This window comes from Streptomyces sp. NPDC051578 (assembly GCF_044454045.1).
Lineage (GTDB): Bacteria > Actinomycetota > Actinomycetes > Streptomycetales > Streptomycetaceae > Streptomyces.
In genome coordinates, this window is the sequence record NZ_JBITDH010000002.1 from 450,831 (window position 1) to 475,681 (window position 24,851).

General features: G+C 72.2%; 27 protein-coding genes and 1 pseudogene. 14 read left to right on the forward strand and 14 right to left on the reverse strand.

Going from position 1 to position 24,851, the window contains the following annotated elements:
* Window positions 1-117: 117 nt before the first annotated feature.
* Both ACIA6C_RS13055 and ACIA6C_RS13060 read right to left on the reverse strand, forming a co-directional pair.
* Window positions 118-1,026, reverse strand: coding sequence for a carboxylesterase family protein (locus tag ACIA6C_RS13055; RefSeq protein WP_399275185.1), 909 nt, complete (start codon window positions 1,024-1,026; stop codon window positions 118-120).
* Window positions 959-1,492: pseudogene (locus tag ACIA6C_RS13060) on the reverse strand (carboxylesterase family protein); the annotation flags it as partial. The pseudogene ACIA6C_RS13060 and the gene ACIA6C_RS13055, both read right to left, overlap by 68 nt.
* Before the next feature lie 37 nt (window positions 1,493-1,529).
* Between ACIA6C_RS13060 and ACIA6C_RS13065 the strand changes: the two are divergent.
* From ACIA6C_RS13065 to ACIA6C_RS13075, 3 genes are all read left to right on the forward strand, one after another.
* Window positions 1,530-1,913 (forward strand): phosphatase PAP2 family protein, encoded by a 384-nt coding sequence (locus ACIA6C_RS13065; protein WP_399275187.1) that lies wholly within the window; start codon window positions 1,530-1,532, stop codon window positions 1,911-1,913.
* Window positions 1,914-2,032: 119 nt separating this feature from the next.
* Window positions 2,033-3,586, forward strand: coding sequence for a carboxylesterase/lipase family protein (locus ACIA6C_RS13070; protein ID WP_399275189.1), 1,554 nt, complete (start codon window positions 2,033-2,035; stop codon window positions 3,584-3,586).
* A gap of 137 nt (window positions 3,587-3,723) precedes the next feature.
* Window positions 3,724-4,731: a LacI family DNA-binding transcriptional regulator gene (locus ACIA6C_RS13075; protein ID WP_399275191.1), complete on the forward strand. Its 1,008-nt coding sequence runs from the start codon at window positions 3,724-3,726 to the stop codon at window positions 4,729-4,731.
* Between the two features lie 83 nt (window positions 4,732-4,814).
* On the opposite strand, the gene ACIA6C_RS13080 is transcribed toward ACIA6C_RS13075, so the two are convergent.
* A complete protein-coding gene (locus ACIA6C_RS13080; protein WP_399275193.1) occupies window positions 4,815-5,765 on the reverse strand; it encodes an alpha/beta hydrolase fold domain-containing protein in 951 nt (316 codons plus the stop codon).
* Between the two features lie 386 nt (window positions 5,766-6,151).
* Between ACIA6C_RS13080 and ACIA6C_RS13085 the strand changes: the two genes are divergently transcribed.
* From ACIA6C_RS13085 to ACIA6C_RS13100, 4 genes are all read left to right on the forward strand, one after another.
* Window positions 6,152-6,628, forward strand: a complete 477-nt coding sequence (locus ACIA6C_RS13085; RefSeq protein ID WP_399275195.1) for a thioesterase family protein — start codon at window positions 6,152-6,154, stop codon at window positions 6,626-6,628.
* A 169-nt stretch (window positions 6,629-6,797) separates the two neighbouring features.
* Entirely contained in the window at window positions 6,798-7,757 is a 960-nt protein-coding gene (locus tag ACIA6C_RS13090; protein WP_399275197.1) for a fumarylacetoacetate hydrolase family protein, read from the forward strand.
* A gap of 98 nt (window positions 7,758-7,855) precedes the next feature.
* A complete protein-coding gene (locus ACIA6C_RS13095; RefSeq protein ID WP_399276211.1) occupies window positions 7,856-8,602 on the forward strand; it encodes an Asp/Glu racemase in 747 nt (248 codons plus the stop codon).
* Window positions 8,603-8,630: 28 nt separating this feature from the next.
* Complete coding sequence (locus ACIA6C_RS13100; protein ID WP_399275199.1) at window positions 8,631-9,464, forward strand: PaaX family transcriptional regulator C-terminal domain-containing protein; 834 nt, start codon at window positions 8,631-8,633, stop codon at window positions 9,462-9,464.
* Between the two features lie 11 nt (window positions 9,465-9,475).
* On the opposite strand, the gene ACIA6C_RS13105 is transcribed toward ACIA6C_RS13100, so the two are convergent.
* Both ACIA6C_RS13105 and ACIA6C_RS13110 read right to left on the reverse strand, forming a co-directional pair.
* Window positions 9,476-9,898, reverse strand: coding sequence for a hypothetical protein (locus tag ACIA6C_RS13105; protein WP_399275201.1), 423 nt, complete (start codon window positions 9,896-9,898; stop codon window positions 9,476-9,478).
* Between the two features lie 60 nt (window positions 9,899-9,958).
* On the reverse strand, window positions 9,959-10,495 hold the full coding sequence (locus ACIA6C_RS13110) for a DUF2231 domain-containing protein (RefSeq protein WP_399275203.1): 537 nt from the start codon (window positions 10,493-10,495) through the stop codon (window positions 9,959-9,961).
* Between the two features lie 114 nt (window positions 10,496-10,609).
* On the opposite strand from ACIA6C_RS13110, the gene ACIA6C_RS13115 reads away from it, so the two are divergent.
* A complete protein-coding gene (locus ACIA6C_RS13115; protein WP_399275205.1) occupies window positions 10,610-11,398 on the forward strand; it encodes a helix-turn-helix transcriptional regulator in 789 nt (262 codons plus the stop codon).
* A 21-nt stretch (window positions 11,399-11,419) separates the two neighbouring features.
* Here the strand turns inward: ACIA6C_RS13115 and ACIA6C_RS13120 are convergent, their stop codons facing one another.
* Window positions 11,420-12,046, reverse strand: a complete 627-nt coding sequence (locus ACIA6C_RS13120; RefSeq protein WP_399275207.1) for a TetR/AcrR family transcriptional regulator — start codon at window positions 12,044-12,046, stop codon at window positions 11,420-11,422.
* A 104-nt stretch (window positions 12,047-12,150) separates the two neighbouring features.
* Between ACIA6C_RS13120 and ACIA6C_RS13125 the strand changes: the two genes are divergently transcribed.
* Window positions 12,151-12,867 (forward strand): hypothetical protein, encoded by a 717-nt coding sequence (locus tag ACIA6C_RS13125; protein ID WP_399275209.1) that lies wholly within the window; start codon window positions 12,151-12,153, stop codon window positions 12,865-12,867.
* On the opposite strand, the gene ACIA6C_RS13130 is transcribed toward ACIA6C_RS13125, so the two are convergent.
* Both ACIA6C_RS13130 and ACIA6C_RS13135 read right to left on the reverse strand, forming a co-directional pair.
* Entirely contained in the window at window positions 12,818-13,828 is a 1,011-nt protein-coding gene (locus ACIA6C_RS13130) for a glutathione S-transferase family protein (RefSeq protein ID WP_399275211.1), read from the reverse strand. The genes ACIA6C_RS13125 and ACIA6C_RS13130 overlap by 50 nt on opposite strands.
* 134 nt (window positions 13,829-13,962) lie before the next feature.
* On the reverse strand, window positions 13,963-15,036 hold the full coding sequence (locus ACIA6C_RS13135; protein WP_399275213.1) for an amidase domain-containing protein: 1,074 nt from the start codon (window positions 15,034-15,036) through the stop codon (window positions 13,963-13,965).
* A 268-nt stretch (window positions 15,037-15,304) separates the two neighbouring features.
* Here ACIA6C_RS13135 and ACIA6C_RS13140 point away from each other — a divergent pair, with 268 nt between their 5' ends.
* Entirely contained in the window at window positions 15,305-17,491 is a 2,187-nt protein-coding gene (locus ACIA6C_RS13140) for a transglycosylase domain-containing protein (protein ID WP_399275215.1), read from the forward strand.
* A gap of 35 nt (window positions 17,492-17,526) precedes the next feature.
* Here the strand turns inward: ACIA6C_RS13140 and ACIA6C_RS13145 are convergent, their stop codons facing one another.
* The 3 genes from ACIA6C_RS13145 to ACIA6C_RS13155 all read right to left on the reverse strand — a co-directional run bounded on the left by ACIA6C_RS13145 (window position 17,527) and on the right by ACIA6C_RS13155 (window position 20,765).
* On the reverse strand, window positions 17,527-18,849 hold the full coding sequence (locus ACIA6C_RS13145; protein WP_399275217.1) for a hypothetical protein: 1,323 nt from the start codon (window positions 18,847-18,849) through the stop codon (window positions 17,527-17,529).
* Between the two features lie 263 nt (window positions 18,850-19,112).
* Window positions 19,113-19,604: a pyridoxamine 5'-phosphate oxidase family protein gene (locus ACIA6C_RS13150; protein ID WP_399275219.1), complete on the reverse strand. Its 492-nt coding sequence runs from the start codon at window positions 19,602-19,604 to the stop codon at window positions 19,113-19,115.
* Between the two features lie 105 nt (window positions 19,605-19,709).
* On the reverse strand, window positions 19,710-20,765 hold the full coding sequence (locus tag ACIA6C_RS13155; RefSeq protein WP_399275221.1) for a hypothetical protein: 1,056 nt from the start codon (window positions 20,763-20,765) through the stop codon (window positions 19,710-19,712).
* 186 nt (window positions 20,766-20,951) lie between these two features.
* On the opposite strand from ACIA6C_RS13155, the gene ACIA6C_RS13160 reads away from it, so the two are divergent.
* A complete protein-coding gene (locus tag ACIA6C_RS13160) occupies window positions 20,952-21,281 on the forward strand; it encodes a YrdB family protein (protein ID WP_399275223.1) in 330 nt (109 codons plus the stop codon).
* A gap of 7 nt (window positions 21,282-21,288) precedes the next feature.
* Here the strand turns inward: ACIA6C_RS13160 and ACIA6C_RS13165 are convergent, their stop codons facing one another.
* The 3 genes from ACIA6C_RS13165 to ACIA6C_RS13175 all read right to left on the reverse strand — a co-directional run bounded on the left by ACIA6C_RS13165 (window position 21,289) and on the right by ACIA6C_RS13175 (window position 22,635).
* A complete protein-coding gene (locus ACIA6C_RS13165) occupies window positions 21,289-21,705 on the reverse strand; it encodes a hypothetical protein (RefSeq protein WP_399275225.1) in 417 nt (138 codons plus the stop codon).
* A 196-nt stretch (window positions 21,706-21,901) separates the two neighbouring features.
* Window positions 21,902-22,225 (reverse strand): DUF3618 domain-containing protein, encoded by a 324-nt coding sequence (locus tag ACIA6C_RS13170; protein ID WP_399275227.1) that lies wholly within the window; start codon window positions 22,223-22,225, stop codon window positions 21,902-21,904.
* Window positions 22,222-22,635, reverse strand: coding sequence for a phage holin family protein (locus ACIA6C_RS13175; protein WP_399275229.1), 414 nt, complete (start codon window positions 22,633-22,635; stop codon window positions 22,222-22,224). Before ACIA6C_RS13175 ends, ACIA6C_RS13170 begins: the two co-directional genes overlap by 4 nt.
* 86 nt (window positions 22,636-22,721) lie before the next feature.
* Between ACIA6C_RS13175 and ACIA6C_RS13180 the strand changes: the two genes are divergently transcribed.
* From ACIA6C_RS13180 to ACIA6C_RS13190, 3 genes are all read left to right on the forward strand, one after another.
* Window positions 22,722-23,159 (forward strand): hypothetical protein, encoded by a 438-nt coding sequence (locus tag ACIA6C_RS13180; protein ID WP_399275231.1) that lies wholly within the window; start codon window positions 22,722-22,724, stop codon window positions 23,157-23,159.
* 456 nt (window positions 23,160-23,615) lie between these two features.
* On the forward strand, window positions 23,616-23,834 hold the full coding sequence (locus tag ACIA6C_RS13185) for a hypothetical protein (RefSeq protein ID WP_361135310.1): 219 nt from the start codon (window positions 23,616-23,618) through the stop codon (window positions 23,832-23,834).
* A gap of 126 nt (window positions 23,835-23,960) precedes the next feature.
* Window positions 23,961-24,767 carry an HlyD family efflux transporter periplasmic adaptor subunit gene (locus ACIA6C_RS13190; protein ID WP_399275233.1) on the forward strand — a complete coding sequence of 269 codons (807 nt, stop codon included), beginning with the start codon at window positions 23,961-23,963 and terminating at the stop codon, window positions 24,765-24,767.
* Window positions 24,768-24,851: the final 84 nt, after the last annotated feature.

Consider the following 24,851-nt stretch of genomic DNA (forward strand, 5'->3'; position numbering starts at 1 on the left):
GTCCGGACGCACCCGTGGCGGTGCGCGTCAGGGAAGACGGGCTTACACGCCGATCCGTTCCCACCGGGTCGGCGACCGGACGGCCGATCCCGTCGCCGACCGGTGGGGCGTCACCGGCTACAGCGGCGGACGGGTGGGCCGGGTACGCCAGAACGCGCACTGGTGCTCCGCCGCGAACGACGAACTGGTGCGTGTCGCGACGGGGTTGAGCGTCAGCACCGCACCGGTGCCCGTCGCCGGCCAGGCCGGCTGCCCCGGCACGGCCGGCGAGCCGGAGCGGGCGAAAGCGCCCCAGTAGCGCTTCATCTCCGTCGCGAGGGCCACCTGGACCGCGGTCAGCGGCCGGTCGCCCATCGTGAAGTCGTCCAGGTACGCCATCTCGGCGCTGTGCGCGTTCGACTCGTCCAGGCCCGGGACCTGCGCGCCCGCCAGGGTCGGCGAGTCAGGGTCGTCGAACTCGTAGGCACAGGTCGCGACTTGCCTCGCGAAGAGCTGAGCCGTCCACGCGGTGTGACAGGCGAAGGAGGAGTCCGTCATGACCGCCGACAGCGCCAGGTATGGCGAGCCGTACGCCGAGACCGGATAGCGGGCGAGTACCTCGGGGCCCGCGGCCCCGTACCCGGCCAGGACCTGCGCCGTGTACTCCTGCTCCGTCAGCCGCGGCCGCGACAGCGCCACGAACAGCCGTGACTCGGAGCGGGTGCTCCCGATCAGCACCGGCACCTTGTTCCAGTTCCCGCTCCCGATCGCGGCGGCCGGATCCAGCGGCAGCAACCCGTCACCCGAGGCAGGCCCCGAGGTCGGCAGCGGCCGGGCCGCCTCGACCAGCGCCGCCGCCGGGGCCGCCCGCAGGCACGTGGCGACCTCCGCCGGACCGGCGCAGCCGGCGCGCTCGGCGAACGCCCGAGCCTGCGACCCGGCCTGCGTCGCCCGGCGTACGGAGCAACGTGCACGGCCCGCTCTGCAACACGGCCCGGTGGAACAGGCCGGCCGCGGAGGGCGCCGCCAGCAGCGCACAGACCGCACCGCTGCCCGCCGACTGCCCCGAGACCGTCACGCTGCCCGGGTTCCCGCCGAACGCCGCGATGTTTTCCCGCGTCCAGCGCAGTGCCCGGACCTGGTCCATCAGGCCGAACGAGCCGGACCGCGGAGCGTTCTCCCGCTCCAGCTCGGGCAGGTGCAGATAACCCAGTCGGCCCAAGCGGTAGTTGATGCTGACCACGACACTGTTCGTGAGGTCGGCCATCGTCCGCCGCCGAACTGGGTACCCGTGCCCTGGCTGCACCCGCCCCCGTGCAGCCACAGGATGACCGGAAAGCGCCCGGGACCCCGCCCGGGCACCCTTGGGGCGGTACACGTCCAGGTAGAGGCAGTCCTCGCCCGCGGCCTGCGGGTCCGCGAGCCCGAACGGCGAGAACTGCACACAGGCCGGCGCCTGCCGGTCCGCCTCGCGCACCCCGCTCCAGCGCCGCGGCTCCCGGGGCGCCCGCAACCGGGCCTTCTACGGCCGTTGGCGTTCCGCGCTGTACGTGTTCGCGGCCGCCGTCCTCGCAGACATGCTCGTGGTGCTGCCCTTGAAGCAGCTCGTCGGCCGCCCCCGTCCGCCCTACCCGTCGGCCTTGGTGGACGACGGCTCGTACCCCTCCGGCCAGGTGTTCAGCGCCGTCGCCCTGGTGGTCGCGGCCGCCGTGGTGCTGTTCCCGCCACGTCCCCGACGCTGGTGGTGGCTGTTCGGCGCCGCGTACACCGGCGCCATGATGTGGAGCCGCACCCGGCTGCACGCACAGTGGCTCAGCGACACGCTGGCCGGGGCGCTGGCCGGTGCGGGCGTCTGCCTGCTGCTGTGGCGGGCGTTCGCCCCGCTGTTGGAGGAGGAGGCGGAGCGGGTGGCGGCCGACGGCCTGTGGCGGTGAACCTCTCCGTGATCTCTCCCCCAGCCCTCTATTGCGAATCATTGACGATCGATAGAGCACCGCGCCATAACGTCAGGGGCCGGCGCGCGCCCTGCGCGCCGCCCAGGAAGGATCGGCTCATGGCTCTCACCCCAGGCCGGGACCACCCGCGGGTGGACCTCCCCCCAGGCCGCCTGCGCGGCGCGATCGAAGGAGGGCTAGCCGTCTTTCGCGCCGTCCCCTACGCCGCGCCACCGGTCGGCGACCTGCGCTGGCGCCCCGCGCGGCCCCACCCGGGCTGGAGCGGCACCCGGGAAGCCACCGCCGACGGCCCCAGCGTCCCGCAGCCGTACATGAAGGGCGGGGATCCGGTCCTCGGCGGCCACGGGTCGCCGCCGTTCGACGAGGACAGCCTGACCCTGAACATCTGGACCCCGGCGGCCGACGAGGGCCGGCGCCCGGTGCTGGTCTGGATCCACGGAGGCGGCTTCGTCTCCGGCTCTGGATCGATGCCCAACTACTCCGGCGACACCTTCGCCCGCGACGGCGACCTCGTCGTCGTGACCATCAACTACCGCATCGGCCCGTTGGGTTACCTCTACACCGGCCCGGAGGAGGGCAACGCCGAAGGCGCCGGGAACTTCTGGCTCACCGACCAGCTCGCCGCCCTGCGCTGGATCCGGGCCCACATCGCCTCCTTCGGCGGTGACCCCGAGAACATCACGGTCGCCGGCCAGTCGGGCGGCGCGCTGTCCACCGCCGCCCTCGCCGGGCACCCCGGGACCCAGGGGCTGATCAGGCGCGTCATCCTGCAGAGCCCGCCCTTCGGCCTCGACCTCCCCGGCCCCGAGGCGTACATGGAGCGCACGACCGCGTACCTGGAGCTGGCCGGGGTCAAGACCGTGGCCGAACTGCGCGAGCTGCCGTGGCCGGCCCTGATCGGCGCGGCCGGCGGCTTGTTCGCCCGCACGGCGCGCTGGGGGTACTGGCCGACCCCGTTCCTGCCGGTGATCGACGGGGTCACCCTCGACCGCCACCCCGTCGAGGCCCTGCTGCACGGCGCCGCGAGCGGTATCGACGTGATGATCGGCTGGACCCGCGAGGAAGCCAACTTCGGCTTCGCCCTCGACCCGGCGTACGCCGCCGCCGACCGGGAGCGGGTGACCGCCCGGATCGCCGACACCTTCGGGGCCCGGGCCGCGCCCGAGGTGTACGCCGCGTACGAGCGGGCCCGCCCCGGCTCCCGTCCCGCCGACGTCCTGATGGACCTGATCACGGACGAGCTCTTCCGTGCCCCGGCCCTGCGGCTGGCCGAGGCCAGGGCCCGGACGCGGCGGCCCGTGTGGGCCTACCAGTTCGACCTGCCCACGCCCGCGCACGAGGGCCGCCTCGGCGCCGCGCACTGCCTCGAACTCCCCTTCGTCTTCGCCAACTTCGACCAGTGGGCGCACGCGCCGTTCCTGGCGGGGCTCGACCCCGCCGTGCGCGACGGCCTGGCCCGCACCATGCACCGGGCCTGGATCGCCTTCGCCCGCACCGGCGATCCGGGCCACCCGGCGATGCCGGCGTGGAACCCGTACGACGCGGACACGCGCACCACGATGCGCTTCGACGCGGTGGTGACCGCTCTCGCGGACCTCGCCGGGGACTCGCGCCGCCTGCACGCGACGTCCGGGTCCGGACCTTCCGCGTAGCCCGGTGGCCCGCAGTGGCGGCGGGGCGCCACTGCCCCGCGGCCTCCGCCGGCGCGATGTGACTCGTGTAACCTCGAAGGAGCAGGAAGACTCGACAGGCGGATACGAACCCACAGCAAGGAGCGCCGAGGGACGTCATGGCCGAAGAAACCCCCGTCCCCGCCTCGATCACCAGCGCCGACGTGGCCCGCCTCGCCGGGGTGTCACGCGCCACCGTCTCCTTCGTCCTCAACGACACCCAGGGCCACCGGGTCAGCGAGACCACCCGCGCCCGCGTCCTCGACGCGGCCCGCCGGCTCGGCTACGTCCCCCACGCCGCCGCCCGGTCCCTGCGCGCCGGACGCAGCAATCTCGTCCTGATGCCCGCGTCGGTCTCCGCGATAGGCCGGCTCGTCAGCGACTGGGTCGACGACCTGCACAGCGAACTCGACCGCCACGGCTACACGGCGGTCCTGCACGCCGGCCGCTTCGCCGACCCCGTCGACGCCGCCCGGGCCTGGGCGGAACTGCGCCCGGCCGCGGTCGTCGCCCTCGACGGCGACCGCCTCACCGCACGGGCGGCAGAGCTGCTGCGCCGTGCCGGCGTGCGCGGGCTGCTCGCCTTCGCCGCCCGACCCGTGCCCGGCGTCCACACCGTCGGCTTCGACCACGCCCGCATCGGCGCCACCGCCGTCGAGCACCTGATCGCCCGCGGCCGGTCCCGGATCGGCGTCGTCATGCCCCGCGAGCGCGGCCTCGCCACCCTCGCCCAGCCGCGCCTCGCGGGGGCCGAGTCGGTCGCCGCCCGGCACATGGCCACCGTGACGCCGCTGGAACTGGCCTACACCCGGCAGTCCGCGACCGCGCTCGCCCGGCGGTGGAGGGACCTCGACCTGGACTCCGTCTTCGCCTACAACGACGAGTACGCCGCGCTGCTCCTGCACGCGCTCCAGGCAGAGGGCATCGTGGTGCCGGACGAGGTCGCGGTCGTCGGCTCGGACGACCTCGTCCTCTCCGGGTTCCAGCAGCCGCCGCTCACCACCATCCGCCTGAACCTGGCGTCCCCCGCGCAGATCGCGGACGCCGTGCACGAGCTGATCGAGACGGGCTCGACCCCACCGGTCCCCGCTGTGGAGGCCGTCCTCGTCCCCCGCGGGACCAGCTGAGCCACCGGCCGCGCCCGCGGTGCGCGACCGCCCCCCGACGGCCGCGTCCGAGGCCCCGGCCGAGCGCACGCGGCCCGGGCGGTTCAGGCGTCCCGTAGGTGCCGGACGAGGAACGCGACGCTCTCCTTGACGATCCCCGGGATGTCGGGGGCACCGAGGAAGATGTGGTCGGCGTCCTCGACGGGCCGCAGGGTCACCTCGCCGCCCGCCCCGGCCAGGGCCCCGGCGAGCGCCTCGCTCTGGCTGTACGGAACCAGGCCGTCCCGCGTGCCGTGGACCAGCAGGAACGGCGGCGGGGTCGCGTCCGCCGCGTACGTCACCGGGCTGGCCGCCCGGGCGAGGTCCGGGCGCCGGGCCACGGTGGCGCCGAGCAGCGCCTCGTAGGGGTCGGGGAACTCGACGCCCGAGGGCATCGCCGGCACGGGGTGCCCGGCCAGGGCGACGAGGTCGGAGACCCCGTACCAGTCGACCACGGCCCGGACGGCGGTGTCCCCGGCGCCCACCCCGTGCGCACCCTCCAGGGCCTCGGCGTCCGCACAGGCCGGGCCGACGAGGCCGGCCAGCGCGGCGAGGTGGCCGCCTGCCGACTCTCCCCACACGGCCACCCGGTCCGCGTCGATGCCGAGCACCGGGGCGAAGTGGCGGACGTAGCGGATCGCGGCCTTCACGTCGTGCAGCTGCGCCGGGAAGGGCGCTTCGAGGCTGTGCCGGTAGTCGACGCAGACGAGCGCGAGCCCGGCGGCCAGTACCGAACCGTGCAGCAGGGCGGCGGGCACGGTCGGCGGCGGGTACCGGCGGTCGCCGTCCAGCCAGCCGCCGCCGTGGATCCAGACGACCGCCGGGAACGGCCCGTCGCCGGCCGGGACCCGGACGTCGAGGAGGCGGGGCCGGTAGCCGGGAGTGGTGGCGTACGTGACGCCGTCGAAGTGGCGGACCCCGTCCTCGTCCGTGACGGGAGGGACGGGGGAGCGGTAGGGCGGGGGCGGCCATGTCATGTCGGCCAGGTCGAGCCCGGCCGGGTGGGATTGCGTCATTGCTGCCCTTCTGTCGGCCCCGGACTTCGTATCGCTTTGTCCGAAATGGTTGCGCGTAACAGGCCGGGGAGCGAGCGTGTTACACGTGTAATCACGACTCTAGCGACGCTGTTCCGCTGACGACAAGCCCACCGCCTGTTTGGTTGCCGAACCAGTTACACGAGCCACCTCGGCGGTGTCGACGCTCGTTCCTCCCGGGAGCACGCCATGCCGCACCTCATGCCCCACTCCGCCCCCCGCGCCGGCGCCTGCCCCGCCCCCGTGCCTGCCCTCCGGCCCACGACGCCCGGCGCGCCGCGCTCACCGACGCCCGGCCCGCTACCCCCGCTCCCGCGCGGGCCTTCGTCCACCGGGTCGCCGCGCCCACCGCCGCGAGCGTTCCGCTGGTGCGCGCCCGTGTCCGCGCCGTGCTCGAAGGCTGGCGGACGGCCGCCGAACTCACCGGCACCCTGCTGCTCGCCGTCAGCGAACTGGTCGGCAACGTCGTGCGGCACGCCCCCGGTGCGCCCGGCCGGATGCGCGTCGCCAATCTCCTGAGCCGCCTCGGGCTGTCCCACCTCTTCGGCAGTACGCCCCGCGTCCACTTCGAGGCCGACTACCGCGCCCGGCTCTGGTTCGGCGAGGCCGTCCGTACCGAGCTGCGGGTCACCCGGGTCGGCGCGAGTTCCCTGCACTACGCCTTCACGGTCCTCGGCGAGGAGGGAACACCGGCCGCCACCGGCCGCATGGTCATCGCCCACTCGGCGGCCCGCGCCACCGGAGCCACCCCCTGGCCCGCCGACGTCCGTGACGTCCTCACCAAGGCGGGCCCGCGGGCCCCCGAGCTGATCACCGGAACCCCCGGAGGCACCCCGTGCGCGTAGCAGTCATCGGCGCAGGTCCCGGCGGCCTCTACTTCGCCGCCCTGGCAAACAGCTCTCCCCGGACTGGGAGATCACCGTCTGGGAACGCAACGCGCCCGACGACACCTTCGGCTTCGGGGTCGTCTTCTCGGACGAGACACTCGACGGCATCGCGACCGCGGACCCCGTCGTGCACGCCGCCATGTCGGCGGAGTTCGCCCGCTGGAGCGACAGCGACGTCCGCTACCGGGGCCGTACCCTTACCTGCGGTGGCCACGGCTTTGCGGCGCTGGGCCGCCGCAGTTTGCTGCGGATCGACCTCGCCGCCCTCGCCGCCCTCGCCGTCCACGCCGGCGTCCCGCTCCCGCACGACCTGCTCGGCATCGTCCAGGCCGGCCCCGCCGCCCTGGACACCGTCCGCCGGCTCCTCGACGGCGAGCGGCCGGCCCACGCCGTCCACCGCGCCGCAGACGTCCGGCTGAGCGCGCCCGTGCGTCCCGGCAAGATCATCGGCGTCGGACTCAACTACGTGGAACACGTGGAGGAGTCCAGCCGCGGCCTCGACACCGACAGGGACCTCCCGCCGCGCCCGGTGCTGTTCGGCAAGCCCGCCACCGCCGTCACCGGGCCCGGCGCGCCCATCCTGCACAACGCCGACCTCATCACCCAGCTGGACTGGGAGTGCGAACTCGCCGTCGTCATCGGCCGCACCGCCCACCGGGTGAGGGAGGAGGACGCGTACGAGCACGTCTTCGGGTTCAGCATCGTCAACGACATCAGCGCCCGCGACCAGCGCCGCTCCGGCCAGTGGTTCTTCTCCAAGGGGCAGGACTCGTACGCGCCCTTCGGCCCGGTCGTCGTCACCGCGGACGAGACCCCCGACCCCATGGACCTCGACCTCTCGCTGCACGTCAACGGAATCACCAAGCAGAAGTCGAACACCCGGCACATGCTCTTCCCCATCGCCCGCCTGACCGCCGACATCAGCTCCGGCGTGACGCTGGAGCCCGGCGACGTCATCGCGACGGGATCGCCCTCCGGGGTCGGGGCGGGCATGGTCCCGCCCGAGTTCCTCGTGCCCGGCGACACCGTGGAGGCCACGGTCGAGCTGATCGGCACCCTCGCCAACCCCGTCGTCGACGCCCGCTGAGACGCCCGCTGAGACTGCGCCCCGACCGAGAACGAGGAGTACCCGTGCCACCCCGCACCTACCGCATCGGCCAGATCGTGCCGAGCTCCAACGTCACCATGGAAACCGAGGTCCCCGCGATCCTGCGCTCGCGCGCCGCCGTCGCGCCCGACGAACGCTTCACCTTCCACTCCAGCCGGATGCGCATGACCCGGGTGACTCCGGAGCAGCTCAAGGCCATGGACGCCGACTCCGACCGCTGCGCGGTGGAACTCTCCGACGCGCGGGTCGACGTACTCGGCTACGCCTGCCTCGTCGCCATCATGAGCATGGGACCCGGGTACCACCGCGTCTCCGAGGAGCGGCTGCACCGGCGCACGGTGGAGAACGGCGGCCCGGCCCCGGTCGTCACCAGCGCGGGCGCACTCGTCCACGGACTGCGGACCATCGGCGCGAAGAAGATCGCCCTGCTGGCCCCCTACATGCGTCCCCTCGCGCGGACCGTCGTGGACTACCTCACCCACGAGGGCATCGAAGTACTCGACTACCAGGCCCTGGAGATCCCGGACAACCTGGACGTCGCCGCCCACGACCCGGCGAGGCTGCCGGGCCTCGCCCGCGCGCTGGAGTACTCGGGGGCCGACGCGGTCGTCCTGTCCGCCTGCGTCCAGATGCCCTCGCTCGGTGTCATCGAGGAGGCGGAACAGCTCCTGGGCAAGCCGGTCGTGTCGGCGGCCGTGTGCACCGCACACCGGATGCTGCGCGCCCTGGGTCTGCCGGCCGTCGCCCCCGGCGCCGGGCACCTGCTCTCGGGGCCCATGCCTGACCGGCCGGTCCCCCCAGCGGCCGAGGAGGCCCCGATATGATCGCGACCGCGTACAACGGAAGGCGATCATGTCCGACAGCCCCCTCAGGCCCAGCTCGTTGATCAACACGGTCTACGGGGCGTTCCTGCGCCGCCTCGGCGGCTGGACGTCCATCGCGGATCTGATCACGCTGATGGGGGAGCTGGACGTCGACGGTCCGGCCGTGCGCTCGGCGATCTCCCGGCTGAAGAAGCGCGGAGTGCTCGAACCCGAGCGCCGCGGTGCCACCGGCTACCGGCTGAGCCCCGCGGTCCTGCCCGTCTTCGACGAGGGCGACCGCCGGATCTTCGCCAGCCTGGAACCCGCCGACCTCGCGGACGGCTGGGCCATGGCGGTGTTCTCGGTACCCGAGTCGGAACGCTCCCACCGCTACCAGCTGCGCACCCGGCTGAGCTGGCTGGGCTTCGGCAACATCGCCCCGGGCGTGTGGCTGGCGCCCGGCCGGCTGCTGGAGGACGCGCGGAGCATGCTCGCACGGCTCGGCCTCAGCGACTACGTCCACCTGTTCGCCGCCGAGTACGCGGCGTTCAGCGACCTGCCGGGCACGGTCAGCTCATGGTGGGACTTCCAGGCGATCCAGTCGCAGTACGCACGGTTCACCGACACCTATGCTCCTCTGGCCGCCCGGCTGGCCCAGGCCCGGGCCCAGCCAGGCCCCGACGAGGCGTTCCGCCACTACGTGCCCCTGCTCACCCAGTGGCGGCGCCTGCCCTACCTGGACCCGGGCCTGCCGACCGAGCTGCTGCCGGCGGACTGGAACGCCGTGACGGCCCGCCAGGTCTTCCAGCAGCTGCACGGGGTCCTGCTCGAACCGAGCCTGCGCCACGTCGGCGAGGTCACGGGACTGCGCGCCGATGCCTGAACGCTCCCCGGTCAGTCCCCGACCCCGAGGGCGGTGAGCAGGACCAGGACCACCGTCACTACGGCGAACACGCCGTGGGCGGCGACCACCGGGACCGGGAAGTACCGCTCGGCCGGGGCGTCCTGACGGTCGCCGCCCGCGGCGGTCGTGTGCGCGCGGTACACGGGGATCCAGCGGGCCAGCATCGCGAACCCGAGCAGGGCCACGGGTACGAGGAGAGCGAACGCGGTCCATGCCAGCGCGTCCTTGTCGGTGATCACGTAGATGATCCACACGACGAGGCCGGCGGCGGCGAGCGCGAAGTGGCCGAAGACGACCGGGACCGGCAGGCGGCTGCCGCCCCCGCGGGCGCCGCCCCGCTTGATCCAGGTGGCGAGCATGTAGAAGCCGCCCAGAGCGGTGACCACCCAGGTGATCAGTGCGGCGATGTCCATGGGGAACTCCTCTGTCGGTAGGTCTTGCGGGGCGGCGCCGGCGTCCGCGCCCGGCGGTGGTCAGCCGGTGCGCCGCCCGGCGGCGGGGGTGAAGCCCTCCGCCTGGGTGGCCTCGTCCGCGACGCGGACGCCGTAGCGGTACGCGAGCATGCCGCCCAGGTACCCCGAGGCGCCGAGCGCGGCCAGGGTCACCGCACTCAGCACGAGCTGCCCCCAGCCGACGCTGCCGACGGGCCCGCCCCCGGCGCGGCGCCACAGGAAGTTGCCGACGTAGGAGGCGGTGACCAGCAGGTTCAAGCTCATGTGGACGAGGGCGACGCGGAACGCCCGCGTCCCGTTGGGGATGGCCAGCAGGTCCAGGAAGCCGACCAGCGCCGCCAGCAGGGCGCCGATCACCCCCACGGCCATCAGCCACATGGAACCCCGGGCCAGGAAGTCCGGATCGTCCACCACGTGCGAGGCGATGTCGAAGACGATGCTGCCCACCCACGCCCCGATGGGCACGGTCACCAAAATCGGATGGAACGGGTGCCCGTAAGGACCCGCGAGCGCGGCGCTGACCGGCTGTTTCGCATGCTGCTGCGATTCGCTCGACATGCTCGTCCTCCCACCTAGGGTTTCACCAACAAGTATTGGACTTATTCGGCGGGAGGGCAACCAGCCTGGCCGCATGGGACTTATGGCCATCGGAGTTCGCTTTATGCTCGTGGTATGACCTCCGATCCGGCCCCGAACCCGCCCCCCGCCTCGGCCCCGCCCGCCGCCGCGGCCCCGGCATCGCCCCGGCCGCCCGCCGCGACGGGCATCGAAGCGGTCTCGGTCCTCGCGGACGACCTGCGCCGCCGGATGTACGGCTTCATACGGCGCGCCCAGCGGCCGGTCACGCGCGAAGAGGCGGCCGGCGACGCCGGGATCTCGGCCAAACTGGCCGCCTTCCACCTGGACAAGCTGGTGACGGCCGGACTGCTGCGCTCCCGCTTCGACAGCCCCGCCGGCGTCCGCCGGGTCGGACGCCGGCCCAGGGTCTACGAGCCGGCCGACACGGACATCCGCGTCAGCATTCCCGAGCGCCGTCCCGACGTACTCGCCCAGATCCTCCTCGACTCGGTCCTCGGCCAGGAGCCGGGGGAGGACCCGCAGGGCGCCGCACTGCGCACCGCCCGCAGGCGAGGTGAGGAACTCGGGGCCGCGGAACGTGACCGCAGCCGCCCGGGACGTCTGGGCCCCGAGCGCTCCCTCACCCTCTGCGAGGCCATGCTCGAACAGCACGGATTCGAGCCGCACCGCGAGACCCCCACCCGGCTCAGCCTGCTGAACTGCCCCTTCCATCCCCTGGCGGCCCGCTCTCCCGAGCTGGTCTGCGGGATCAACCACGCCTTCCTCGACGGCTACCTCACCGGACTGCGAGCCGGCGCCACCGAGGCGGTCCTGGCCCCCCGCCCCGGCCGCTGCTGCGTCGAACTCCGCGCCACGTCCACCGATACCGGCGACACGGCGTAGCAGGACGGCGGCCCCGCCCCGTCACGAACGCCGGAGCGCTTCGAGGCCCGCGCACAGCAGCCGCACGCTGCGGACGTACTTCTCGTCCTCCCCGAAGGCCGAGGCGGCGGCGACGGTCTTCGGGAACCGCTCCCGCAGCGCGGCGGCCTCTTCGGCGCCGACGGCCACGGCGGGCGATTCGCTCTGCTCCTGCAGGACGAACCCGGTGACCTGGCTGAGCAGCGCGTCCGCACCCACGGCGCGGTCCGCAGCGGGTACGCCGGCCTCGGCCAGGGTCTCCAGCAGCCGCTCCATCAGGGCCAGCGCCCCCGTGCTCAGCACCTTGGGGCTGTCGGCGAACATCACCGCCCCGCCGGGGTGGCGCCGCAGGGCGCCGCGCAGCGCGACGAGTTGGGCCTCCACGCGTTCCTGCCAGCGCGCCGCGGGTCCCAGTTCCGCCAGGGCGGCCGTCCCCGCCTCGTACGCCTGCCGGGCGACCCGGTCCGCCATCAGCTGGACCAGGGCGCTCTTGTTGGGCACGTGGTAGTAGAGGCTCCCGGCGTGGACGTCGAGCCGCTGGGCCACTCTGCGCATGGACAGGCCGTGGTACCCCGACTCGGCGAAGACCGCCATGCCCGCATCGACGATCCGCTCCGCTGTCAGCTTCATGGAGGGAGCCTACCCCGCACTTTCAAACACTGTTTGAATTCGACTCGTCCTGGGCTAGTGTCGTCCCCGGAACGACCAACGGGGATGGAAGGGGGGTGGTGACGATGGACGCGATCGTGTTCAACGTGACCACGGCGGCACTGATGGTTCTGATGTTCAAGGGCGGGCTGGCCCTGCTCGGCGAGGACACCCTGCGCAGGCGTCCCGTGCCCTGGGCGGCGATAGCCCTGACCGCCCTCGTCGTCGCCGGACTGGTGACGCAGCTCTGCTGGTCGGGTGCGATGGACGCCTTGGACAGCGACCCGTCCAAGACCGGCTGGTGGCGCCCCGTCACCTCCGTGTTCATGCAGAACGGCGGCCTGTTCGGCGACGCGTGGAACCTCGCCACCCTCGCCGTCATCGCCGCCCTCGCCGACTGGTTCTGGGGCGGCCCCCTGACGCTCGGCCTCTTCGCAGCGGGAATCCTGCTGCCCACCTACATCGACACCCTGTTCGGCGAGAGCGCCCACAGCACCGATCCGCGCAACTTCGCGGGGAGTTCCGGGGCCACCTACTTCCTCGGCGCGACCCTCGCCGCGCCCCTGCTCCTGCGCGCCCTGCGCGCCGTGCGCAGCCGTGCGCGCACGCAGGAGGCCCTGCTGGCCCTCGGTGTGCCCGTCCTGGGCCTGGTCATGTGGTTCACCCAGGCCAACGGCCACGGCCTGGTCGCCGTGTACGGGTCCCTCCTCGGCGCCCTGGCCTGCCTCCTGCCCCGCCGCTCCGCGACTCCCCTCAGCGGGCCGGTGGAGCGTGGTGCGGCGGAACGGTCTCCGCAGGGCTGAGGGGCCCGGGCGGCGTGCCGTCCCCGAACGGACGGCCGCCCAGCGCCGTCCGTTCGTGCGGTACCAGCCAGCCCGACAGGTCCGGGCCGACGGGCACGATCCCGGTCGGGTTGATGTCGGTGTGCACGAGGTAGTAGTGCCTCTTGATGTGGTCGAAGTCGACCGTGTCGCCGAAGCCGGGCGTCTGGAAAAGGTCCCGGGCGTAGGCCCAGAGCACCGGCATCTCCGAGAGCTTGTGCCGGTTGCACTTGAAGTGGCCGTGGTAGACGGCGTCGAAGCGCACGAGGGTGGTGAAGAGCCGCACGTCCGCTTCGGTGATCGTGTCGCCGACGAGGTAGCGGGAGCGTTCCAGCCGCTCGGAGAGCCAGTCGAGGCGGGTGAAGAGGCGCTCGTACGCCTCGGCGTACGCCTCCTGCGACCCTGCGAAGCCGGCCCGGTAGACGCCGTTGTTCACATCCTTGTAGACCACCTCGTTCACGGCGTCGATCTCCGCTCGCAGGCCGGGCGGGTACAGCGCCGGAGCCCCGTCGCGGTGGTACGCGGTCCACTCCAGCGACATGTCCAGGGTGATCTGCGGGAAGTCGTTGGTCACCACCTCACCGCTCGGCACGTCCACGATCGCCGGCACCGTGATCCCGCGGTCGTAGCCGGGGTCGCGGGCGAAGTAGGCCTCCTGGAGCCGCTCGATCCCCAGTACGGGGTCGCGGCCTCCCGGATCGAGGTCGAAGGTCCAGCTGCGGTCGTCGTGCGTCGGCCCGGCGATGGCCATCGACATGGCGCGCTCCAGTCCGAGGAGCCGCCGTACGATCACCGCGCGGCCGGCCCAGGGACACGCCCGGCTCACCACGAGGCGGTAGCGGCCGGACTCCACCGGGAATCCGTCGCGCCCGTCAGCGGTGATCCGGGTGGTGAGGTACCGGCTGTCGCGCGAGTACTCCTTGCCCGGGTGTACGTAGCTCATCTTGAGGCCCTACCCAGGAACCCGGCCGACGAACGCCTCGAACCGACCGAAATCGGGGTATGAGCCGCTCAGGCCGGACAAACCGGCTCCTCCTGCCGCGGCAATCCGCGGCAGGAGGAGCCGAAGGGCACCCGTCAGGTGCGGTACGCGTAGTACACCGCGTTCGGGTACGACGCGATGATGCTCGCGAGGGACTTCCGGTAGGTATTGGTGGAGTGGTAGGTGAGGTACGGCATTCCCGCGCTGCTGCGGTACGTCACCATCATGGAGTGGTCCTTGGACCCGTCCCTGTTGAAGTCCACCTGCACGATGTCACCGACGTCCGTCTGGTAGACGTTGGCCAGGTTCGCGGCCCGCTGGTTGGACAGCGTGAACCACGCCCACTCGTTCGCGCCGACCCACGAGTCGGACTGGCGGGTGCCGTCGTACCACCAGTTGCGGTAGTCCGAGGTGGAGCCCGGAACGGCCTTCCAGCCACCCGCCTTGAGCGCCTGGCTGATGAAGTTGGTGCAGTCGCCCCCGGCGCCCGTGAACTTGCGGTACGAGGGGTTGTAGTTGCTCCAGTACTTCTCCGCGTAGCTCGCCATGGCCGCGTAGTCGTAGGTGCCGCCGGTCTTCGCCTTCGGCTTGGCCGGCGCCGGGTACTTGGTGGACGCGGGCGTGCCGTCCGGGTACTGGTTGCCGTCGTCCTTGACGACGTTCGCCGTGGCCGCGACCGGCTCGTTGACCGCCACGGGGCCGTTCTCCTGGGACTTGATCGAGGTCAGCTCCCAGGCACCGCCCTTCTTGCTGCTGAGCGTGAGCTCGTAGCGCGTCCGGAAGTCGGTGGTGGCCGGCTCGTCCCCGCGCACCTTCTTGTAGGTGAGCGTGGTCTGCTCGGTGACCTGGACGGTCGCCTTGCCGCCGGTGACCGTGGCGCGGTCGACGGCCACCCGGGTGTCGGCGCCCGTGTAGGCCTCGCCGAGCTCCGCGAGCCGCGTCTTGCGGGACCGGAGCGACGCGACCGCCGCGTCCTCGTCCTTCTTCAACTGGGCGGACAGCCGCGTCTTCGCGGGGGTGTGCCCGGAATTGTGGTGACCTGACTGGTCTTCGACCAGCGCCTGGGTGCGCTGCGAGAGCACGTCGTCGGCTATGCGGGCGAAGGTGTCCGAAGTGGCACGATCGGCAGCCTCGGGGCCGGTACCCGCGTTCGCGGAGTAGGCGAGCATGCTCCCGGACGCCAGGGCTACGGTCAGGGCCGCAATGGCGGCGGGCCTGAACCTCTTAGGTATCACTGTGTTTCCCCTTGTCACCCGGTACGCACGAACCGGGGGAGGGCATCTTCGCACAACTGGGCGACTCTTTCGTCGCGTTCCGTTTCACCTCCGCCAGCCAGTCCCGAACGCCCTGTTTGCGGGGTAGTCCGACTCCGCTTGCCGGTCTCACAGCAAGTGCATCTAGGGTGTCCGGGAGGGCACGGCACAGGGAGCATTCCGAGTGGACAGGCAGGATCCGGCCGGTAACGGGCGATCGCGGAACAGGCGGGCGGCCGCGCGGGACACGGGCGGCGCCACGTCCGGCCGTGGGGGTGCCACGTCCGGCCGCCGGGGCGCCGCGTCCGGGGCGCGGCGCCGCCCGAAGGCGGGCGCCGGGCGCCTGGCCGCCCTCAAGCGGGCAGGGGCCGGCCGGCTCGCCGCCCTGGCACCGGCCGCCGCCGTGGCGCGTGCGCTGCTGCGGCGCCTGCGACCCGCCTACCCCAGGCCCGGCCGCAGCGGCTGGCGGCGGTGGATACCCTCCTGGCGCCAATGGCTGGGTGCTTGCCTGTACCTGTTCACAGGGCTCACCGCCTTCGTCGGCCTCGCGTACGCCACCACGGACATACCCGACGACCTCAACTCCTTCGCCCGGCAGCAGGACAACGTCTTCTACTGGGCCGACGGCTCCACGATGGCCCGCACCGGCTGGGTCAGCCGCCAGGAGATGCCGCTGGACAAGGTGCCCCCCAAGGTCCAGGGAGCCGTGCTCGCCGCGGAGAACGCCAGCTTCTACTCGGATCCCGGAGTCTCCCCGTCCGGGGTCCTGCGCGCCCTGCGCGCCGCCGTGACGGGCGGCGAGACCCAGGGTGGGTCCACCATCACCCAGCAGTACGTGAAGAACGCCTACCTCAGCCAGGACCGGACCCTGTCCCGCAAGTTCACCGAGATCCTGCTCGCCGTGAAGCTGGACAACCAGACGAGCAAGAAGCAGATCCTGCAGGACTACCTCAACACCAGCTGGTTCGGGCGCGGCACCTACGGCATCCAGCGCGCGGCCCAGGCCTACTACGGCAAGGACGTCTCGCAGCTCAACGCCAGCGAGGGCGCCTTCCTGGCCTCCCTCCTCAAGGGCGCCGGCCTGTACGACCCGGCGCTCGGCAAGGAGAACCACGCGCGGGCCGTCGAACGCTGGTCGTGGATCCTGGACCGCATGGTCGACACCGGTCAGCTCTCGCCCACCGAGCGGGCCGGCTACACGAAGTTCCCCGAGCCCACGGGCGCCTCCCTGCCCGGCACGCCAGGCGCCCAGACCGGGTACCTGGTCGAGCTCGCCAAGGCGTACGCGGTCAAAACCGGCCATATCCCGGACGCCGAATTCGACCTCGGCGGCTACCAGATCTACACGACCTTCGACAAGGCCCGTATGACGGCCCTGACCGCCGCCGTCCACGACGCGCAGAAGGACTTCGACGCCGAACGGCGGCCCGACACCGACAAGAACGCCAAGATCGGCGCGGCGACCGTCGCCCCCGACGGCAGACTGCTCGCCGTGTACGGCGGCCCCGACTACCTCAAGCAGGGCTTCAACGAGTCGAACGCGACGACGATCCCGGCCGGCACGGCGTTCACCCCGTTCGTCTACGCCGCCGCGCTGGAGGATGGGGTGCTGCGCGCGCGGGGCAAGCCCCGTACTCCGGTTTCGCCTTCCACCACGTACGACGGCAACGACCAGGTGACCGTCCAGACGCCCGAAGGCCCGTACTGGGACCGCAGCGGCAAGGTGGTGAAGGGACGCAACGACGGCGGGCGCAGCTGGGGCCCGGTGACCTTGCGCCAGGCCGTCGCCGACTCCGTGAACACCCCGATGCTGCAGCTCGGCCTCGACGTCGGCCTCGACCGGGTGGACTCGCTCGCCGAGCGCTCGGGCCTGCTCGGATCGAGCCTCGGGCCGCGGATCCCCGCGTTCGCCCTCGGTGAGAACTCCACCCCCAGCGCGATCCGGATGGCCGGCGCCTACGAGACCTTCGCCGCCGGCGGCATGCACACCGACCCCTACTCGGTGCGCTCTGTCACCCGCAACGGCTCCGCACTGCCGCTGGACGGGCCGAAGCCCACCCGGGCCGTGAAGGCGTCGACGGCCCGCGCGGTGACGGACGCCCTGCGGTCCGCCGTCACCGAGGGATCGGCGAAGGCGGCGGCCAAGGCGCACCCCGGCACGGCGGGCAAGACGGGAACGACCGCCGCGAACACGGCGGGCTGGTTCGTGGGCAGCACCGAGAGCGAGACCACCGCCGTGGTGGTCTACCGGATGGCGCTGACCGATCTGGTGCCGCTGCCGCTGACGGGACTGGGCGGCGACACGCCGAACACGCCCGGCAGCGACCGGGCGCTGCACCTGTGGGCCGACTACGTCAAGGCGGTGACGTAGGGGCCGCCGGGACCCGGCGGCTCGCCGAGGCACGGCTACTTGATCAGCGCGGTCCAGTCCGGGGCCTGCGCCGGGTCGAGCATCCGCAGCTGGGCCAGGACCTTCGGGTCCTGGGCGTCGAGCCAGTCCGCCAGCTCCTTGAACGAGACGCAGCGCACCTCCTGGCGCGGGCAGACGTCCCTCATCACGTCCTCGACGGCCTTCATGTAGATGCCGCCGTTCCAGTCCTCGAAGTGGTTGCCGATGAACATAGGCGCCCGGCTGCCGTTGTAGACGCGGTTGAAGCCGTTGAGGTAGGAGGCGCGGGTCTGCGCCTGCCACGCGGCGAACTTCGCCGGGTCCCCCTGGGTGCTGTCGCCCGACTGGTTGTAGAGGAAGTTGAAGTCCATCGACAGGACCTGCACCTCCTTGCCCTGGAGGGGCACGAGCTGGAGGGGGAAATTCCATATGCCGTCCGGCTTGGACGGCCACAGCTGGAAGTCACCCGCGGAGCTCGCGTCGTAGCGCCACCCGTACGGCTTGATGGCGGTCAGCAGGTTCTTCTGGCCCTCCAGGCAGGGCGCACGGCCGCCGACCACTTCCCGGTCCGGGTCGAAGGGCAGCGGCGCCTCCTTGGTGAACCCCGTGTTGGTCTTCCAGTTCTTGACGAAGGAATACGTCTGGTCTATCTCGCTCTTCCATTCGGCGGGGCTCCAGTCCCCGCCGCCCTTGGGCCCGCAGAAGTGGCCGTTGAAGTGCGACCCGATCTCGTCGCCGTCGGCCCAGGCGCCGCGCAGCTGCGTGAGCGTGGACTTCACGTGCGGGACGGTCGGGTACGAGATGGCGGCCGCGCCGGCGTTGTGCTGCGGCGGGTGGTAGAGCGTCTTCTTGCTGTCCGGCAGCAGGTATATGCCGGTGAGGAAGAAGGTCATGTGGGCCTTGCTCTCCTGCGCCACCTGGCGGAAGTGGGAGAAGAGGTGGTCGTCGCCCTCCAGGGCGCCGTCCCAGGAGAAGACCACGAACTGCGGCGGCTTCTCGCCCGGCTTGAGCCGCTCCGGCTTGAGCTGTCCCGGCTGCGGCCCGGTGTACGAGGTGGAGCCGTCCCCGAGCACCTTGACCTTGCCGTCCCAGGGCTGCTCCGGGCCCTTGGCGGCCGCGGCCTTGTCAGCGGCCGACCCCGGACCGGCGAGCTTGGCGTCGCTCCGGGCGGAGCCCGCGGCACCCCCGAGGGTGACGGCGTACGCGGTGGCGGCGGCCCCGCCCAGGGCGACCACGGCCGCGGCTATGCCCAGGCGCCTGCGGTTCTGGGCCTTGCGGCGCACCTTGCGGCTGCTCCGGGATTCCGCCCGGGTGCCCGCGCCGGCCTCGGTTTCGGCCATCGCTATCGTCCCCCCTGCTCACCGCAGCAGGGCCGCGCGTGGATGGTTCGTACGAATATAGAACTTGTCGGCACTCCTCCCGCACCCAAGCCCCCTCCCGTGCGTCGCTTCACAGCCAACCCACAGCCCGGGGAGGTGGCGCAAAGGCGACGCCCCCCTTCCGTGCGGCAGGGGGGCGTCGCGCTCCGTCGCCGTCAGCTGTTCGCGCCGGCCGCGCTGTCATGGCCGGTGTTGAACACGTCCTCGGCCTGGAGTCGGTTCTCTCATGCCCGCTCGTCGCGCCGGCGGACCAGTTCCTCGACCGCGCTCGGGAGGGTGGTCTCGAAGTCGATCAGCTTCGCCCACGTCGGCGTGACCACGACCCGGACCATGCCGTCGTAGAGCGAGCGGACGTTCGCCTCCCACTCGGCGCGCTGCTCGGGCGTCATCGTGGAGGTGCCGTTCGCCTGGAGGTACTCGTCCGGGATGCCCTCGACGACGTCCAGCTCGGCGCGGCCGCGGATGAGGAGGATCTTGGGCGGGTGGACCTCGGTGTCGATCGTCAGGGCGACCGCCGGGTTGTGGCGCAGCGCCGGTAGTTTCGGGGCGTTTTTGGTTGTGCACATGACGACTTCCGAGCCGTTCCAGACGAAGGCGATCGGAACGACCCGGGGCGTGCCGTCCTTGGCGACGTAGGCCAGGCGGGTCAGGTTGCGTGCCAGGAGTTCCCGGCTCATCGGACGGTTCAGGACTTCCATGATCTCGTTCGGCTCCACGGCCGGACCTGCCTTCCCACAGTCTTCCAGGGCGTGCCGGACAGGACTTCCACCTTGCCGGTGCCGAGCGGGCAACGGGCACCGGCCACGCCGAGGACCGACCGGTCAGGGGGTGGCCCGGGGCGGGACGGTGAAGGCCAGCTGGGTGGCCACGGCCAGGAAGGCCCGGCTGAACTCCGCCATCGAGACGACCGCCTTCGCGAGCACCGCGGGTGCCGCCGCCAGGGCGGACAGCCCCTCCTGGCCGGCGGCGGCCAGTCCCGCGATCACCCCCGCCTCGACGGCCACCCAGACGAAGAGCGCCAGCAGGGCCGTCGCGCCGAGGCCGGCGAGGAACAGCTCGCCGTCCTTGGGGAAGAGCCGCCGGTCCGCCTGCATCACCGTGACCAGTTCCGGCACCAGGGTGGGACCCGGCGCCCGCTGCTTGCGCGCCCACTCCCGTACCGCCTGGTTCATCCGCTCCCTGACGCTCTTCGGGATCAAGGAGCTGTCGAACGCCGCCCGGTGCACGTGGTAGAGGACCAGGCCGTCATAGCCCGGGCGGCCGGTCTCCGGCCGCGGGTACTCGTTGAAGCGGGCCCGACTGGTCGGCCAGAAGCAGAGCCGGTCGGACACCACGCCCTTCCGGCTCGTGGTGTCGATGTGCAGGGGCAGCGGCAGCAGCATCAGCGCGGGATGCAGCCGCCATGTGCTGGCCCGGACGCCGACCTGGAAGGAGCGCTGCATCCGAGCCAGTTCCAGGCGCATCCGGACGGCGCAGGGGTCCTCCAGGATGGACAGTTTGATCTGGAGTTCCTTGTACGTGGCGAGTCCGCCCTTGCGGGTGCCGACCTCCACCTCCTCCATGGCGAGCTCACCGTATGACTGGAGCCCGAGCATGTCCGGTTTGAGCAGACCGCCCGGCGTGAGCTTGCGCAGGGCTTCGATCAGGACGCCCGCCGGGGTCTTGGCCGCGGGGTCGAACAGCTTCTGGAACTCCAGCACCTTCCCGGGCGAGAGGGGGTAGCGGAAGTCCTCACTCAGCACCTGCAGGGCCATCCGCAGCACCGGGTCACTGGGCTGCACGGAAAACCTCTTGTAGCGCGCACCCTCTCCGCCGGACATCGGGGGCCGGCCGCCCTGACCCTTCTCCTGGCCGGCGATGAGGTCGAAGACCAGCATCTCCCTGGTGGAGCTGGTCAGTACAGGTGGCGGGGTGGTGGGCGGAAAGGGAGGGTACGCCGCCTCGGCGGCGGACGGTTCGCCGGTGCCGGTATCCTCCGGCTTCGAGGAGCCGGCGGGGGAGTGAGGGTGCACATGGCCGAGCGGAAACCGGGTCTTCCCGGAGGTGATGGTCGGCCCTGGTTCATGGCCAACGAAGCGCTCGCGTTCCTGGTCGAGTTGGCGGCCCTGGCGATCCTCGCATGGTGGGGCTACCGGGCGGGCGGTGGCGGTGTGGCCGGCGTGCTGCTCGGCGCGGGATGTCTGGCCTTCGCCGTGGCGCTCTGGGGCCTGTTCGCCGCGCCGAAGGCCCGGTTCTCTTTGCCGCCGGCCGGAGTTCTGGCGGTCAAAGCCCTGGTGCTGGGCGGCAGCGCCGCCGCCTTGTACGCCCTCGGCCATCACGCCGCCGCGGGCGCGTGGGCCGCGGTCGTGACGGCCAACACCGCGGCGGCCGAGACCTTCCGCCGCCGCGCCTGACCTCGCGTCAGGACGTCGCGGCGGCGTGGAAGTGGAGGCAGGGCACCTCCGCGGAGGCGACCGGGATGCGCATCCGGCGCAGAAGGTCGCTCGTGCCCCGCAGGCGCGGGGTGCTGCGCCAAGTCGTTCCCGGGTGGCGGGAGCGGAGGTGGCACAGCGCCCTGATGCCGAGTCCGGCGGCGCGGAAGTGCTCCTCGATATCGAGACTGGTGATCACCGATTCGGCGCAGGTGGAGCAGATCCGGTAGTGGATCTCGCCCACGACCTTGCGGACATGGACCAGAAGCAGGCACTCCTCGCCGGTGCCGGGGTTCCCGGGGCCGCCGGAGGACAGGAACTCGATCTCACGGTAGGCGCGCAGTTTGCGGCGCAGCCGGGCGGCGAACGTCTCGCGGCGGGAGTGCCTGCCTCCGGGCGTCGGCAAGGCGGCGTGGGAGGCGGGGGCTGAACGGAGCAGGGTGCTCGTAGGACGTGCGTGTTCTCCGGGCATGCCTCTCGTGTGCCCCGGCGACGGCCATTGACCCTCCCCGTCCGGGTGATTCCCCCACTCCGTGAGCCCGCCGGGCCTCACTCCGGGCCTCACTCACGGAGCCGGGGGCATCAGGCCGCCCCGGACCCGTTCACCTGCGCCGCCGGATGCGACGCACCAGCAGGAAGACCACCAGAGCCGCACCGGCCGCCAGTGCGGCCTTGCCCGCCTTGTCCTGAACGGGGACGGGCGTCTTGTCCTTCACCAGCTGTGCGGCCCGTCCGGCCTTCGCCCGCACCTGCTCGCGGACCACGGCTGCCTTCTCCGCGGCCTGTTCCTTCACTTGTGCTTTGACGTCGGCCTTGGCCGCCAACGCCTCGATCGTCTGTCCGAGCTCGTCGCGGGTGTGCTCGATCTGGTCGCGCAGTTCCTCGGGCGTGGGCGTGCCGATATGGGTACGGGTCTCGTCGGTCATCGGTGTGCCTTCTCCTTGATCTCGGCCACATCGGCCTTGACGCTGTCGATGGTCTGCTCGGGCGCCGGCGTGCCGGCCTTCGCGATCTGCTTCTTCCCCGCCACGGCCATGCATGCGGCGATCGCTCCCAGCACCGCGGTGACGATGAGCGCCGCGGCCCACACGGGCAGCACCAGCGCGAGCGCGGCGATGCACGTGGCCAGCAGGGCCTGGGCGGCCAGCACCCCGACCAGCCCCGCCGCTCCGAAGAGGCCGCCGCCCTTGCCGAAGCGCTTCCCCTTCTGCGTCATCTCCGCCCGGGCCAGCCGCATCTCCTCGCGGACCAGCTCCGAGATCTGCCGGGAAGCGCGCGAGACCAGCACGCCCACCGAGTCGTCGGTGGTGTGGGCCGGCCGCTCTGTCGTGGTCATTGCCGGGTCACCCTGCCTTTCCCCTGGTGTCCGTACGGCGCGGGCCGCCATGACGAAGGTCCCCGTCGGGACGTGCCCGCCGTTTCATGTCGCGGCTACCCCCCGACGGCGCGATCACCCGTGTGCGCCCCGGCCCGCCGCACGCCGCGGTGCCCGGGGCCGGCGGCCACCGGGGGCAGCGTGGGGGCCGTCACCCGGCCGGCGATGACTACGACTACTACAGGGCCTGGGCGATCGACGCGTCGGGCCGGATCGCGAGCAGCTACTGGCCCACCCGGAGCCTGGAGACGGCCGCGCTCGTGTGGAGCGTCCCCTACGGGGACCGTGCGTACGCGCCGGGCCTGCCGGGCACCGACGACCCTGCCGGCGTTCTGGCGCCGAGCGGCTTCACCGCCGCGTACGCCGTCGCAGACGACGGCCGGGTGCGCGGAGCCGCCGTCGACCGCGCGGGTGCGGTCCGTCCGGTCGTGTGGATCTGCGCCGGCAAAGGCCTACGTCCCGAGCGACCCCCGGCGGTCCGGTGACCTGTGTCCGGCCACCCGGGACGTGCGCACTGCGTGACGCACCCGTCGCCCACCGTCGACGCGACGAAATCTTCACACGGTGAGAGTGGAGTGGATGACTCCCTTTACGCTGCCGGGCGATATGCCGGAAATAGGTGAGACGTTTAGTCCCTTGATATCCCATATGTCCTTCGTAAGGAACGCCTCACGCAGATGTGTTACTCGATCTTGTGAAGGGGGTGTGATGATCCGCCGGGTGATTGGAAAAACCTTCCCGCGCGACGCCGGATCCGCCCGCCCGAGTGCGTCAACACGGTTCGCCCCCTCACCCGTTGGCGTGCTTACATCGGCGCACCGCAGCGGTTTCGGAAGCGGCGTCCAACGCCGGCCGAGGCCCTCGCGCAGGTGGTCGGACCGCCTTGTCGCGGTCTGCCCATACCCCCATCAAGAACCAAGACGAACGAAGGGTGCGCCCCTATGCGTAACGACATCGAGACCCGCGAGATCGCCGACGACGAGCTGGACGCCGTTTCCGGCGGTATCGCCCTCGGCGGCGGCCTCCTCGGCGGTGTGACCGGCGACGTCCAGCACGTGCTCGGCGCCGTGACCTCCCTCCAGACCGTCCACGGCGCGCTGGCCCTCCCCGGCCAGGTCGAGGGCATCGTCGGCGTCCGCGCGGGTGTCGCCGGTCTCTGAGCAGTCCGGTCCGGCTGGACCAGTGAACCCCGGAACGCGTCCTGTTCCGGGGTTCACCCCGTGTGACGAACCGTCACGAAGCCGGTCGTAGTGAGCCGAAGGCAGTAGAGGGAAGAGTCCGAGTCCGTGCAGTTCCGTCAAAAGGCGCTGTCCAAGCTGCAGTCGCCCGAAGAGCTCGATCTCCCCGTGCGGTTCGCCCGACCGCAGGGCCGGCTCGTCCTGGCCGTCACGGTCCTCGTCATGGCGGCCGCCGCCATCTGGGGCTTCACCGGATCCGTGTCCTCCAAACTGAGCGCACCCGGCATCCTCACCCGCGCCGAAGGCAGTTACCTGTTGCAGAGCCCCTTCGCCGGGCAGGTCACCGCCGTCCACGCCAAGGAGGGCCAGCTGCTCGCGCCCGGCGCGCCGCTGCTCCAGGTCAGCACCGAGCAGGGCGAGCGGACCGTACGCGCGGTAGCGGGAGGACGCGTCACCGCCCTGGTCGCAAGGGTCGGAGCCGTCGTCACGACCGGCGCCGACGTGGCGACCCTGGAACGCGTCAAGAACCCCGACGACCCTCTGGTCGCGGTGCTGTACGTACCCGCCGCGAGCGGCGCGGCCGTACCCGTCGGCGCCACCGTCGACCTCACCGTCCAGTCGGTGCCGCAGCAGCGCTACGGAGTACTGCGCGGCCGCGTCAAAGAGGTCGGCCGCACGGCCCAGACCCCCGCGCAGGTCGCCGGGTTCCTCGGCGACGGCCGGCTCGCCGAACAGTTCACCGCGCAGGGCAACCCCGTCCAGGTCCTCGTCCAGCTCGAACGCACCGCCCGGACCAGGTCCGGCTACCTGTGGTCCTCCACCGACGGCCCCCCGTACGCCCTCGACTCCACGACACCGGTCACCGGCGCCGTCCACCTCTCCGTACAGCGCCCCGTCGATTGGCTGTTCCCGTGACCACCCCCACGACCACCCCCGGCCACCGCTCCTCCCGCCGCAAACCCGCGCCCGCCCCCAAGGGCCGCACCCCCCGCGCCGTGC

What these genes read in the sequence shown, in the direction of transcription:
- ACIA6C_RS13070 (WP_399275189.1), top strand. Translation starts at nt 2,033, where the DNA reads ATGGCTCTCACCCCAGGCCGGGACCACCCGCGGGTGGACCTCCCCCCA.
- ACIA6C_RS13075 (WP_399275191.1), top strand. Translation starts at nt 3,724, where the DNA reads ATGGCCGAAGAAACCCCCGTCCCCGCCTCGATCACCAGCGCCGACGTG.
- ACIA6C_RS13080 (WP_399275193.1), bottom strand. Translation starts at nt 5,765, where the DNA reads ATGACGCAATCCCACCCGGCCGGGCTCGACCTGGCCGACATGACATGG.
- ACIA6C_RS13095 (WP_399276211.1), top strand. Translation starts at nt 7,856, where the DNA reads ATGGAAACCGAGGTCCCCGCGATCCTGCGCTCGCGCGCCGCCGTCGCG.
- ACIA6C_RS13100 (WP_399275199.1), top strand. Translation starts at nt 8,631, where the DNA reads ATGTCCGACAGCCCCCTCAGGCCCAGCTCGTTGATCAACACGGTCTAC.
- ACIA6C_RS13105 (WP_399275201.1), bottom strand. Translation starts at nt 9,898, where the DNA reads ATGGACATCGCCGCACTGATCACCTGGGTGGTCACCGCTCTGGGCGGC.
- ACIA6C_RS13110 (WP_399275203.1), bottom strand. Translation starts at nt 10,495, where the DNA reads ATGTCGAGCGAATCGCAGCAGCATGCGAAACAGCCGGTCAGCGCCGCG.
- ACIA6C_RS13115 (WP_399275205.1), top strand. Translation starts at nt 10,610, where the DNA reads ATGACCTCCGATCCGGCCCCGAACCCGCCCCCCGCCTCGGCCCCGCCC.
- ACIA6C_RS13120 (WP_399275207.1), bottom strand. Translation starts at nt 12,046, where the DNA reads ATGAAGCTGACAGCGGAGCGGATCGTCGATGCGGGCATGGCGGTCTTC.
- ACIA6C_RS13125 (WP_399275209.1), top strand. Translation starts at nt 12,151, where the DNA reads ATGGACGCGATCGTGTTCAACGTGACCACGGCGGCACTGATGGTTCTG.
- ACIA6C_RS13130 (WP_399275211.1), bottom strand. Translation starts at nt 13,828, where the DNA reads ATGAGCTACGTACACCCGGGCAAGGAGTACTCGCGCGACAGCCGGTAC.
- ACIA6C_RS13135 (WP_399275213.1), bottom strand. Translation starts at nt 15,036, where the DNA reads ATGCTCGCCTACTCCGCGAACGCGGGTACCGGCCCCGAGGCTGCCGAT.
- ACIA6C_RS13145 (WP_399275217.1), bottom strand. Translation starts at nt 18,849, where the DNA reads ATGGCCGAAACCGAGGCCGGCGCGGGCACCCGGGCGGAATCCCGGAGC.
- ACIA6C_RS13155 (WP_399275221.1), bottom strand. Translation starts at nt 20,765, where the DNA reads ATGCTGGTCTTCGACCTCATCGCCGGCCAGGAGAAGGGTCAGGGCGGC.
- ACIA6C_RS13160 (WP_399275223.1), top strand. Translation starts at nt 20,952, where the DNA reads ATGGCCAACGAAGCGCTCGCGTTCCTGGTCGAGTTGGCGGCCCTGGCG.
- ACIA6C_RS13170 (WP_399275227.1), bottom strand. Translation starts at nt 22,225, where the DNA reads ATGACCGACGAGACCCGTACCCATATCGGCACGCCCACGCCCGAGGAA.
- ACIA6C_RS13175 (WP_399275229.1), bottom strand. Translation starts at nt 22,635, where the DNA reads ATGACCACGACAGAGCGGCCGGCCCACACCACCGACGACTCGGTGGGC.
- ACIA6C_RS13180 (WP_399275231.1), top strand. Translation starts at nt 22,722, where the DNA reads ATGTCGCGGCTACCCCCCGACGGCGCGATCACCCGTGTGCGCCCCGGC.
- ACIA6C_RS13185 (WP_361135310.1), top strand. Translation starts at nt 23,616, where the DNA reads ATGCGTAACGACATCGAGACCCGCGAGATCGCCGACGACGAGCTGGAC.